The organism is Symmachiella dynata (genome assembly GCF_007747995.1).
Taxonomy (GTDB): domain Bacteria; phylum Planctomycetota; class Planctomycetia; order Planctomycetales; family Planctomycetaceae; genus Symmachiella; species Symmachiella dynata.
In genome coordinates this window covers 4,409,431-4,421,285 of sequence record NZ_CP036276.1, presented here as the reverse complement: position 1 = coordinate 4,421,285, position 11,855 = coordinate 4,409,431, and the positions used below count along the sequence as shown (strand labels likewise).

General features: G+C 56.1%; 11 protein-coding genes. 3 read left to right on the top strand and 8 right to left on the bottom strand.

Annotated features, from left to right (window positions below; translation table 11 throughout):
* A complete protein-coding gene (locus tag Mal52_RS16705) occupies positions 1 to 1,245 on the bottom strand; it encodes a glycosyltransferase family 2 protein (protein ID WP_145377376.1) in 1,245 nt (414 codons plus the stop codon).
* Positions 1,246 to 1,351: 106 nt separating this feature from the next.
* Entirely contained in the window at positions 1,352 to 2,362 is a 1,011-nt protein-coding gene (locus Mal52_RS16700) for a CoA transferase subunit A (protein ID WP_145377375.1), read from the bottom strand.
* 199 nt (positions 2,363 to 2,561) lie between these two features.
* Between Mal52_RS16700 and Mal52_RS16695 the strand changes: the two genes are divergently transcribed.
* A complete protein-coding gene (locus Mal52_RS16695) occupies positions 2,562 to 3,341 on the top strand; it encodes a phosphodiesterase (RefSeq protein WP_197534260.1) in 780 nt (259 codons plus the stop codon).
* Between the two features lie 49 nt (positions 3,342 to 3,390).
* On the opposite strand, the gene Mal52_RS16690 is transcribed toward Mal52_RS16695, so the two are convergent.
* The 4 genes from Mal52_RS16690 to Mal52_RS16675 all read right to left on the bottom strand — a co-directional run bounded on the left by Mal52_RS16690 (position 3,391) and on the right by Mal52_RS16675 (position 9,261).
* Positions 3,391 to 4,947, bottom strand: a complete 1,557-nt coding sequence (locus Mal52_RS16690) for a DUF7133 domain-containing protein (protein WP_197534259.1) — start codon at positions 4,945 to 4,947, stop codon at positions 3,391 to 3,393.
* A complete protein-coding gene (locus Mal52_RS16685) occupies positions 4,941 to 7,361 on the bottom strand; it encodes a c-type cytochrome (RefSeq protein WP_145377371.1) in 2,421 nt (806 codons plus the stop codon). Before Mal52_RS16685 ends, Mal52_RS16690 begins: the two co-directional genes overlap by 7 nt.
* A gap of 186 nt (positions 7,362 to 7,547) precedes the next feature.
* Complete coding sequence (locus Mal52_RS16680; protein ID WP_145377369.1) at positions 7,548 to 8,474, bottom strand: sugar phosphate isomerase/epimerase family protein; 927 nt, start codon at positions 8,472 to 8,474, stop codon at positions 7,548 to 7,550.
* Positions 8,475 to 8,496: 22 nt separating this feature from the next.
* Entirely contained in the window at positions 8,497 to 9,261 is a 765-nt protein-coding gene (locus Mal52_RS16675; RefSeq protein ID WP_145377367.1) for a phytanoyl-CoA dioxygenase family protein, read from the bottom strand.
* Between the two features lie 137 nt (positions 9,262 to 9,398).
* Here Mal52_RS16675 and Mal52_RS16670 point away from each other — a divergent pair, with 137 nt between their 5' ends.
* Together Mal52_RS16670 and Mal52_RS16665 are read left to right on the top strand one after the other, a co-directional pair.
* The gene (locus Mal52_RS16670; protein ID WP_145377365.1) at positions 9,399 to 9,617 is read left to right on the top strand and encodes a hypothetical protein; all 219 of its coding nucleotides are present in this window, start codon (positions 9,399 to 9,401) and stop codon (positions 9,615 to 9,617) included.
* Positions 9,618 to 9,685: 68 nt separating this feature from the next.
* The gene (locus Mal52_RS16665; protein ID WP_145377364.1) at positions 9,686 to 10,816 is read left to right on the top strand and encodes an alpha/beta hydrolase family protein; all 1,131 of its coding nucleotides are present in this window, start codon (positions 9,686 to 9,688) and stop codon (positions 10,814 to 10,816) included.
* A 135-nt stretch (positions 10,817 to 10,951) separates the two neighbouring features.
* Here the strand turns inward: Mal52_RS16665 and Mal52_RS16660 are convergent, their stop codons facing one another.
* On the bottom strand, positions 10,952 to 11,290 hold the full coding sequence (locus Mal52_RS16660) for a hypothetical protein (protein WP_145377362.1): 339 nt from the start codon (positions 11,288 to 11,290) through the stop codon (positions 10,952 to 10,954).
* 44 nt (positions 11,291 to 11,334) lie between these two features.
* Positions 11,335 to 11,673 carry a hypothetical protein gene (locus tag Mal52_RS16655; RefSeq protein WP_145377360.1) on the bottom strand — a complete coding sequence of 113 codons (339 nt, stop codon included), beginning with the start codon at positions 11,671 to 11,673 and terminating at the stop codon, positions 11,335 to 11,337.
* Between the last annotated feature and the right edge of the window lie 182 nt (positions 11,674 to 11,855).

Below are 11,855 nucleotides of genomic sequence, written 5' to 3'. Positions count from 1 at the left end.
TTAAGCGGCGTTCGCTCGGTCGTTGATTTGCTGCTCAGGCCGGAATTCGATGCAAGTCTCATGCGGGCCGGCGACGTAATACCGGATGCCCCGCCAGACGATGCGGCGTCCCCCGGCCGATGAGACGACGGCGACCAATTGGAAGATCGCAGTCAGTGGTGCGGCGAATCTTTCGAAACGTGTGACCTCGCGAAACGTAGCGGGGGGGATTTGTAGAAACGGCCGCATGGTGCGCTGACGGAGCGCCGTTCGCATGCTCGAGCACGCATAGTAGATTGCTCCACAGACCAGCGGAACCAAGAACGGCCCACCGGTTATCGCCCAGGTCACGGCCAGGATTGCCGAGCCAAGATACATAACATTGACCAAACCCGCCGCAGCCAGCCCCAGCCACCACCAGCGGGGGGTGTAAATGCGGACTTGGAAGTATTGCCGCCTTGCAAATTCCAACATCGCCGGGAAATCAAAATCGACGGCCGAGGCGACAAGGCAGTGCGGTTCGTAGACGACCTTCAGCCCGGCTTTGCGGACCGCCTGGGTCACGAGTAAGTCATCATTCAAGCAGCCTTGCCACGCATGGGGAAAATTCAGCCTCTCAAAGACCTCTTTGCGCATGGCCCACGATCCGCCCCAGACGAGGTTGAACAGTCGCAGGCCCAAGTTGCCGGCGAGTTGATTGTTCATGGCGGCGACGATGTGGTTGCTCCAAGTCGGTCGAACAGGCACAAACCAACGATAGCCGGTGACCACACCCGTGCGGCTATTCGCGGTGCGGCGTACCATTCTCGCCAACCACAGCGGGCCGGGACAGGCATCGGAATCCGCAAAGGCCAAGACTTCAATGTTGTCGGGAATGTTCGTTGTCGCGACGATCAGGTTGTGCACCTTTTGCCCGCAATCGTTGGCCAGCCCGGCGATTTCGATTCGGCAGGGGACTGCGGGAAACTGCTTTTGGAATTGTTCAATCACTGCCACTGCGGGGTCGTGGATCGATTCGGCGATGAAGCAAAGTTGATAGTTCGCATACTCTTGTGTGAACAACGATTGCAGGTTGCTCTCGAAGTCCAGATCGACCCCTTTGCACGGCACAAACAGCATGACGGGGGGATGCGCAAACGGTTCATCAGTGGCCGCGAGCCGTTTGCTGTGATAACGACGGTGCTCCCACGTTTGAATCAACGTCAGCAGGCAAACCAGTAGGCCGACACTGGCGAGGCTGCAATAGGCGATCAACAGGCCATCCATGGCGATCCGTTTCGTCGGGAAATGTCGTCGGAAAAAGCGGCTGCAGGGGAATATTCAACGGGATTCTTGTGGTTTTGAGAAATCTCGTCAAGAGGGTTTGCCAGGCTCAATCCGCAGGAAACAGTTCTTGCCGCCTCAGCTCTTGCAGACGGGGCAAACCACCGCAACGCAAGAGGTATTCGTGGAAATCGGCGACGTCAAAAATATAATGATGCAGGTACTTTTTGTACTGCACCGGATCGCGTTCGGTGGTCAACCATTCGCACAGATGCGTTTCGTCGGAAAAATATTCATACGGCATATTGGCGGGAAAACTACCGTACGGGACTTCGCAGACCGCATCGACGCAATAAAACGGGATCATCGTGGCGGTCGGGTCGCGGCGAATCTCCTCTGTGTCGATCAGCCGTTCGCAACTGATGATCAATTTCTTGGCGGCGCGGGCGAGATGGTAGTCCGTGACCGAGGTGCCGCGAATGCGGCAATTTCCATAACAATCCGCCTCGTGCACGTGGATCACGGCGACATCCGGCCACAGGGCGGGGATGGCGGCGAGTTTTTTTCCGGTGAAGGGACAGATGACGGTCTGAGCGGCGCTCTGCTGGAATGTATCGGTCCCCAGCATGCTTCTTGCGGGCAAATACGGCAGCCCCATTGCCGCCGCTTGGAATCGCAGGGCGAGCGTGTAATTGGTCCACTCGCACAACTGCACCTCGCCGCTTTCGACGACTCGCCGCGCATGGGGGGAGAGTCCGCGTGCTTCCAGCCCGACGATGTAGGCAGCATCGACGCGACTGAGCAATTGGCCGCGACCGGTTTGATTGCCTGCGCACAGAATCTGAAAATCGTGAGTCGCCGTATGCCCGGCCAGTCCCAGTCCCTGTTTTTGCTGCCGCACAATTTCGTGCAACAGGGCTGTGGCAATGCGGTCCCCGCCGAATCCGCCTGCAGCCAGGTAATCGCCATCGTTGACAAATTGCCGGACGGCTTCGGGAACGGTCATGACTTTGGACTGCAGTTGCTTCGATTTTTCCGCAAACGCATCCCGCGCCGCATCGGGATCGCAATCCAGGAAGAGCGGCCCATTGCCGCGCGGTAGGGGATCGGTTGGTGTCATCGCTATAATTCAGCCTGCTGCGCAATTGTGTCCATGTCGCCGTGAGTCTGCAGCGTAATGAATACGGCGTGAAGAATCCACGAATAGAGCGGTTTAGCAGCCAGCATCGACTACGATTGCGATGAAGGTAAGCTTGTCGATCAAGATCCTTGGAACTACAAATAGATCGGTATCACGACGTCTCTTTGGGATAACGGCAATGACCACACAGATTCTGCAACTTTCCGATTTTCATCTATTAAAGAATCGTGCCGATGAATTACGGGGTGTCCCGACCGCTGACTGTCTGATGGATTTATTAACCCTGGTACGCACGAATTATTCGGCGGCGGATCTGTTTGTTTTCACCGGCGATATTGCCGCCTATGGCGATGTGGAAGCCTATCAGCAGACTCGTGAATTGTTTGCAGATCTGTTGCCGCGGTGCGTGATGATTCCCGGCAACCATGACGATTCGGACCTAATGCGAGAAGTTCTTCCTGAGAGAATCGCCGGTTCATCCGGTCCCGTGACCTTTGCGTGCGACGTAGCTGGGTGGCGGATGATTGGTTTGGATTCGCATGTTGCCGGAGCGGTGCATGGTGAATTGTCCGGCGAACAAATTGCCTGGCTGGCCGATGAATTATCTCAGCACGCCGACCAGCCAACGCTGTTGTTCATGCACCATCCGCCGATTTCCGTAGCGAGCGTCTGGCTGGACCGGATCATGCTTCGCAACGCAAACGAATTGGCGGAGGTACTGCATGCCGCACCGCAGGTTCGCGGAATCTTTTGCGGGCATGTTCACCAAGAATTCAGCGGGATGTTGAGCGCGATCCCCGTACACACCACACCGGCGACGGCGATTCAGTTTTCGCCCCACACCGAAGAGTTAGAATTCGACCACTTGCCCCCGGGCTTCCGCGTGATTGAACTCGACGGCGACGCAATGCATACCCACATCGTCCGCTTGCCGGAGCTAAAGTACCCCGCCACCTAGACCGCCAAAACTCAATGTCACTCCAAAGGGAGCCTCGCTTTCCCGGGGATTATTTTTTGGGGATGCGGTTGAGGGTGTAGTAGGCTTCGGGGTGCAATAACGGTTTGCCATCGGCGCTGCGGATGCCTTTGGCGGTGAGTTCGTGGACAAACAGTTCCCGTAAACCGTCGACCTGCAGATGCACCCGTAAGCCGTCGTCTGAAACGGTCGCTGCGGGGATTGTCAGGTTCTTGTTTTGAATCTCGTCGCTGCCATAAGTGGAGTGATACAGATAGGTGTAGCTCTTGAGGGCGTAAGACGCGACGTTGGCGGCGGTTTCTCGGTCGACCGGTTTGGTGAACAGTAATTCAAACCCATCGGGACGGGCACGCATTTCTTTGATCTCGAAGGGTGTATGGCCGGTCCAAATCAATCGCTGCAGCCCGTACGATGCGGTTCCCAAACTGCTCCAACCGCGATTGGTTAAACCGACGAACATGCTGCCATCGGTGCCTTGCGCCATTCGTAAGACGGCCGAGGCGAATCCGTAACGAAAGGGGAAACAGGCGCCTTGATATTCGCCGTCGACTTTTTCGAGAAACACGCGGGTCATGGCGGCTTGGGTGAATTCGCCGATAAAGAGTTGGCCCGCGAATGGCCCAAACTTGCCGTCGCTATCATCGAGCATGATGTCGGTCGTCGATTGTCCCGCCTTTTTGTAAGGAAACCAAACCGCCGGCGGTTGCAGTTGCGGCAGCAGTCGGACCGCTTCGGGAAAAGGGACGCCGTTGGGGATTTTCTCGATCCCGCTGATCGGCGAGCCGGGGAGATTCATTGAGGCGAGCGCTTCGGCATGATGGAAAAAGACCCCCTCACGCATATGGTGCAGTGAATTCGTGGCGACCCAATTCCCCTGCTGGTCGGTGTAGAACATGTCGCCCTCGGCATTGGCACCCAGTCCACTGGGGGAGCGCATGCCGGCGCAGATGGGGATCAATTCGCCATCGCTGCCGATTTTCATGCCCCAACCGCGCCAACGTCCCTGTCGCAGGTTGAGGGTTGGTTCGTGCACAGTACGCTGCAGCTGTTTTCCCTTGAGCCCCAATCCGATATTGAGCGTGACCCACAGATTGCCGTCGCCGTCGAGTTTGGGGCCGTAGGCGTACTCATGATAATGCCCGGTGACGCCCCAGCCTTTAGCAACTGTCAGATACTCATCGGCCACCTCGTCGCCATCGCTGTCGCGCAGTCGAGTCAGCTCGCTACGCTGCGTCGTATACAACGAATCCCCCAGCTTGAGCAGCCCCAAAGGTTCGTGCAGGGCGGAGGCAAATCGTTTGTAGGTGACGTTTTCGGGAGGATCGTCATACACGCCGCCGAGAATCCAGACTTCTCCTTTACGTATAGCGACAGCGACTCGTTTGTCGTCTAGGACGGCGATGCCGCTCACCTCCATCGCCAAACCGTCAGGCGCCGGACGCCATGTCTTGGATCGCGATTCCGTCGCTGCCGGCGAAGCGACAATGGTTTCCAATCGATAAAAGTCATTCTCGTCAGCCGCGCGCGCGACATTGAGAAGGCACGTGCACGAAACGGCGAACAAAAATAGCAGAAGTCGAACTACCATGCGTATTGCACCTCGATCGTCGTTTTCTTGACGACATCAATGGGAACGATCCATTCGGAGAACTTGTCGGATGTGCGAATTTGGCCCCGGGCGGCCAGTTCTTTTGGCATCGTCACCGTCAGACCATGATCGTTTTTGTAGGCCAACGGTCCTTCTTGTTTGAGCGTATTTCCGAGGTTGGCACGAAACCAAACCGGTGGGGCCGATTTGTCAGGATGGCGATTCACGATCGTCAATTGCCGCCGCAAACCTTGATTGTCACTTGGTACAATGCGGTCTTGAATCTCGAACGGCCCATAGCGGTAGAGGAACGTCGGGATGCCATCGTTGTCTAATTTGTATCCGCCAAATCGATACCGGTTGTCGTCTGCTGCGCCAGTCGGCCAGGGTTGTTTTTCGGTTTTGAGAATCGCCAGCGGCACGCCTGCCGGTAGATTCATGGAGGCATCCCCCAGCGGATGGGCGGGGGGAGCGAAGCGGATGAACCAGGTGCCCAACGCATCCAAGAACCCACCCCGCCAAGCATGCGCGAGGCGGACAGACTCCGCGTCGAACGCAAAATGGACCTGTTCGGGAAAGCCGACGGCAATTGCATGCGTGCCGGCTTCGTCCATAAATGTCCGCAACACAATCGGCCGGTCGCGGGGGATGAGCTCAAAACTCTCTGAGCGGGCTTGGACGATTTTCTCTGGGAGCGGGAGTTTGTCTAGGCCTTTTAAGTAAGTCCACATCGCTGCAATTTGACGTTTGGGATCGCCGCCCAGTAGCTCTTTGTCTTGGCTGGTGCCGCCGGGGAAAAAGGTCGGCATCCGCGTGCGGTTTTTCAACTCGCCGGGATTCAATAAGAATTCGTAAAACCACTGAGGATCGACACGCGTGGTGATCCCCGCCAAGTCGGTGCCGACTGTTCCCGGCAAGGTTTCACCACGAAATTGATGGCATTGCACGCAACCGATATCCATCAAACGGCGGCCCGCCTCAGCGAGGTCTTGTGGCGGACCGAAAACCTCTTTTTCTGATGACGGTTTTGCTTTGTCAGCGCGGGCGAACTGTGCCGGGAGCGATTTCACAGCTGCCGCCGGAAACTTCGGCATGCGAATGTGCATGTGCGACCGTACGTCGCCATTGCCGTTGAGAACTTTCTTCATCCAGTCTTGACGCAATTTGCGGCCGACGCCCGTCAATGGCGGCGGCAGACGGCCTTCGTCTCCCAGATCGACATGTCCCACGGTTTCGAAATAGGGTTTGCGAAACCGACCGACTCCTCCTTGTTCGTTGCGATCGTGGCAGGCGTAGCAATTCAGTTGTAGCATCGCCAACTGCAACGGGTCGGTGGCTGCGGTTTTTCCAGTCGCGAGGACCTCGTGGATGGTGGCCGCCTGCGGAGGGTCGAGGTAATAATGAGGGACTCCGTTCCTTGGCGCGACGAAACAGGAGTGGTCGGCACTACGATCGAGCTTCGCCAGCGGTTTGGCGGGATTGCGGTCGGCTTTGTCGTTTGTGTCATGGCAATTCACGCAGCGCAATTCGCGAAACAATCGACGCCCCTCGGCGATCAACTGCGGATCCTCCACAGGCGGTGTTGGCGGATCGAGTCTGTCTTGATCCTTTAGAAGGTACGCGGCAATGTCAGCCGCTTCGACGGCCTGTAGTTTCAGGCTGGGCATGCGACCGCTCGGGCGAACGGCTTCGGGGTTGAGCAGGAAGAACGCCAAAGATTTCGGCGTATACTTCGCCGGCAAGTCACCGTGCGGAACGGATTCCACGCGGCGTGCGGCGGACGCTAAGCCGAGTTCGGCCAGTTCTTCGGGATCGAGTTGGTCCAGTATTTCATCGATGGCCGAAGGTTTGATTTCGGCGACTTCATAATCCGCATCGGGTTGGTGGCAGGCAACGCAACCCACCTGGTGATACAACTGTTTGCCGCGCTGCGCGTTTCCCTTATTCCAAAACTCGTGCGGAACCGGATTGCCGCCTCCGGCTTTGATTTCCGGAAACGCTTGATGTTGCGTCGCGAGATAGGCGGACAGTGCGGCGATCGCCTGTTGTTTGTCCGCTTGATTGAGTCCCGCCAAGACATCGGGCATCGTCGTTCCCGGTTTGACCGTCTGGGGAGCGGCGAGGAATTGTTTGATCCAATCCGGATCAATGCGATCCGCGATGCCGTTGAGCCGAGGGCCGCGTTTTGGCTGTAGATGGTTGTCTGTCGCAGCATGGCAAGCGGTGCAGCTGAGTTCGCTGAACAAAAGCTGGCTGGCGGTCAGCGGGGTGATGTCACCGTGCCGCGCAAAGCGATCAAACCCCGCAACGAATGGCGGCGCCGGTCCGTCCGTCTCCGCAGCATGGCAGTATGCTGTCGCAGTCGTGAGAACGAACGCCGTTATCGCAACGAAAACGGTCCGTGAATTTCGCATATCCAATTCCGCCGTCACAACTTTAGAGAGAATGATTGGCTAATCCGGGAGGGTGTAGCGCTCGACGAGCCGCTTGTGGATCTTGCTGGTCGGGTGCCACTGCTGGCTTGTCCAGCAGTGCAAACGGTGTGACCGAAAAAACACTGGCGGACAAGCCGCCAGTGGCCCCCTTGTTCCACGTGGTTGTTACAGCAACTTCGCCAGATAATCCCGTGCGCGGTTGATTTCGGCGGTCACTTCGGTGGTGGTTTCTAAGATCGGAATTCCACGCGGGACGGGGTGCATGAAGATTTCTGTCCAACCTTGATAGTCGATCGATTTGAGGGCTGCCATCAATGGGGCGAAGTCGAGTGGGCCTCGCCCCGGCATTTGCATCAACTCTTGTTCTTTAGGCAGTTTCGTCATGCAGCCCATGCCGTGCTCCCAGGCATAAAACATAGCGATGCCGTTGCCCAGTGTGCGGATCAAATCGGCCAGCAGCTTTTCATCTTGTGGCAGATGGTAGGGGGCCAACGCGACCGCCAGATGTTTGCTCGGACGCAATTCAATCAGCCATTTCAACGAATCGGGAGAGTCGATGAGGTTGTTGGCGTGATTCTCAATCGCGATCGTGACGCCGGTTTCCTCGGCCACGGCGAGATGTGGTTTCATTTTTTCCACGAACGCACCAACCGCTGCCTTAAGTTCACTTCCCTTGAGATCCTTCGGGCCGCTGCCGCCAGTGACCATCGTCGGGCAACCGAGTCGCGACGCGAGTCGCATTTCGTCCTGCAAGCCGAACGGGCCGAGTGGGTATTGGGTAATGCAGCCCAAAGTCACATCGTTTTGTTTGAGCAATTCCACGAATTTCTCTTCGCCCAATTCATCAAGTTGTTCGCGCTGGTCGCCGTGCCGCTTGGGCCAAATGTCGATTGCCGTGGCGCCTGTCTTGCGGACCTCGGGCAGGATCTCTGCCAGTTTCGTATAGCCATACATTGAGGACCCAACGATGTACCGCAACTTGAGCGTTTTTTCGGCGGCGTTTGCCAGCGGGGCGCAGGCTAGTCCGGCGGCGGAGAGACCGAGCAGGCTGTTGAATTGTCGGCGGGTGAGCGCGTTGGAATGTGTTGTCATGGTGAGTTCCTTGGGCTTTTGCTTAGCCGCGGCGCAAACGATTGCCGTTTTCTAAAAACGGCACGCCGAGGTGCATCAGTTCTTCGGTTTCGGGGCGATAAAGTGGTTCGGGCGAATATTGTGTGACATAGGCGCGGCGCAAACGGTCGGTCGTGTTCGATCCGCTGCGATGAAACGACAGCGAGCTGAAGACCGCTAAACTTCCGGCGGGGACGACAGCGGGAATACCCGGTTCTTTGCCGAAGTAGCCGACCTTGTCACCCGTTTCCGGATCGCGAATGTGTTCGACCAGCGAGCGGATGCCGACCGTGGAATAGGGCATCACATAGGCCGTGCCATTCTCCAACGTCATGTCGTCGACCGCCGCCCAGACAGTGACGTAAGGCTGGTGCGGAAAACCGAGATACCCGCCGTCCTGGTGCCAGGAAAACTTAATCCCTTGCTCCGCCGCTTTGACGACGTATTGGTCGTAAAACAAATAGGCGGTCTCACCAATCGTCGCTCGGCAGACATCAGCCATCAGGTCACTGAAGACGTATTCCGACAACTGCGGCGGTTGGTCGTATTGTTTGGCAATGTGATACCGTTTGCCGCGATGGCTGATATGAATGTGATCGGTACCGAGCCGGTCCATCTCCTCGTGCATCAGTCCGATCAAGTGGTCGCAGGAGTCGCGGAGAATTTCCAGGTGGTCTGCGGGAATCACATTTTCGAGGATGAAGTAACCTTCGTCTAGATATTGCTGCCGGTGGGCGTCGGTGATTCTGCTCGTGGTGGGCGCTGTCACGATTTCGGCTCCGATGATTTTATTGCGCCGTGCGGCGGTTTGTGGAACGATTCTCTGGAAGAAACTATGATAGCCCAGACGCGCACCCAATGACAATTCCCTCAACGTGCTGGTTTTTGCAAACAGCGAAATTCAAAATGTCAAAAACCAATTCCGGACCGGATAAACCGAGGGGACTTCAAGTGATCCATGGGCTCTGTACCTTGGGCATGTGGATCAGTCTTCCGTTAGCCGTCTTAGGTCCCGATTGGCTGATCCCGATTCGCGACATGGAGATTCGCGTCATTGTCGGTGCAGTCGCATCAATCGCCAACGCATTTTTGTTATGGTTGACGCAAGACCGAGAAAAATCCTGACCCACTGATGAGATGTGACAGTTCGAGTCTATCCAGACTATATAGCGAAATGTTGAGAGAACCATTGAATGTACATTCCATTGCTTAAAGCCTGTCTCGTCTCAGTTTTATCAGTGCTCACTCTAGGGACGTTAACCAACGCAGCGTCCGCCGACGAACCGGTCGCTGAGACGATCGTCCAACAAAAAATTAACAAGAATTTCGAACAACTTGGGAAGTCGAACCAGCCGAGCATGCTCTGGGATGCGACGACAGTTGCCGAGCATGAGGCGTGGCAGACGAAATTCCACGACAAGATGACCCAACTGCTGGGACGCATGCCGCAGCGCGTACCGTTAGATGTCAAATGGGAGACTGAGGAAAAGTTCGAGAAGTTCACGCGGCACAAAATCTATGTCCGTTCCGAAGAATCGTATTGGGTCCCGGTCTATTATTTCGTGCCGCACGAGATTGCCGAAAAGAGACCGGCGATCGTCTGCCTGCATGGGCATAGTGGGATCTATCCCTACATTCGCGAAGGGCAGGATGAGAAAGAGCGGAAAAAGACTGAAGAATTGTCACTCGACTATGCGGTCTATTTGGCCGAGCATGGTTACGTGACCGCGGCGATTGTCGTGCGTGGATGGAACGAGACGCACGGCGACCAGGATCCCGGCGTTAAGCACGTCCAGCGGAGTTGTCGTCAGGTGACGATGAACACGCTACTAATGGGCATGACGCCGCAAGGCCTACGGTGTTGGGATGCGATGCGGGTGATTGACTTTTTGCAAACCCGCGACGAAGTCGATGGCGAACGGATCGGCGTCGCAGGGCTATCGGGCGGCGGAACATTGGCGACCTATCTGCCGATTTTAGATGAGCGGGTGAAGCTGGCGATGATCGCCGGCGCGTTTTCCTCCTACCGTACATCGATCTACGCCATGCCGCACTGCATCTGCAACTGCCTCCCGGGAGTGATGCAATACGGCGACATGACCGAAGTCGTCGCCAGCTACGCCCCCCGCCCGGTGCTACTAATCAACGGCATCCACGACCCGATCTTCCCCGTGGCAGAGGCGCGAGAAGGGTTTGCAAAACTGCAACGCGTTTACAAACTTCTCGGCCACGGAGACCGTATCGACGCCGATTTCTTTGACGGCCCGCATGCTTGGTCGAATAACAAGACGTTGGAGTTTTTAGCGGCGCATTTTGGGGAGTGAAAACGTAGGTCAGGCTCCCACCTGACGCGCATCAGAGTTGACGCCGGATCGTCATTGTATCCGCGAAAACGAAGTATACATTTCCAATGGTACGCCGTTGGGTAGGGGCGTCAGGCGAGAGCCTGACCTACTTGCTTATTTCCTTCCCGCGTACAATTCTTCCAGAATTTCATCGAGTAAATCCGTTTCTTGGCTTCCACCACTTCGAATAGCGGTGCGTTCAAGTCCTGATGGCACATGCACGACACGGATGGCTTCACCACCATTTGTGCGCATGTAATCAACGCGGATGTCGTCCGGGTCATAGATCATGCGACGCAATTCAGCGACAAGTGCATCGCGCATGGCGCCAATGGAATCAGCAGCGACGGACTCCGCCAGTTTCTCGAAACCGGTTGGTTTGTGCGTTGCGCGTACAAAGGGACCGTCATGATTGAATCCGATGTCGATCTTGAAGTCTTTGTCTAAAATCATGGGGTTAGTCAGACCTGGAACAGGTGGCTGAACGACCTGCTTGCTCAAAATACATATGGAGGCAGCGGTCCCTGAAAGTGTTGATGGTTTTTCGTCGTGAAACACCAGTTGAGGAGGTCAGCAATATTACGCCCCATGGTGTTAGCAGTAAATTCAGGGGGGGAGAGCCAAATAGGACGTTCTGTATCGGCTTGGATTTCAGGAAACTCGGGGCCATGAACGACCAAGAGTGGGCCAACGGAATCCGGATCGAACAGCAGATACGAGACGATGAAGCGCTTGTCGACTGATGATATCCGAAGAAAGGTATCGTTGTCGATCCACCACGAAAATTCGCGGCTAGCAAAACGAAAGCGGTTTCGCCCTTTTTTTCGAGTTGCCATAGTTCCAATCCTCGTCGAATAGCTTTGGTCAATCTATAGCTTGAAGCGAATCAGATATCGCGCCGGAAAGTAATTGCATCGATTAGAGATCCAATCCATGATTTCAATGGCACGCCGTTTGGTGGGGGCGTCAGGCGGGAGCCTGACCCACTTTCTCGAAGCAGAGCTTCGAGAAAGTGGGT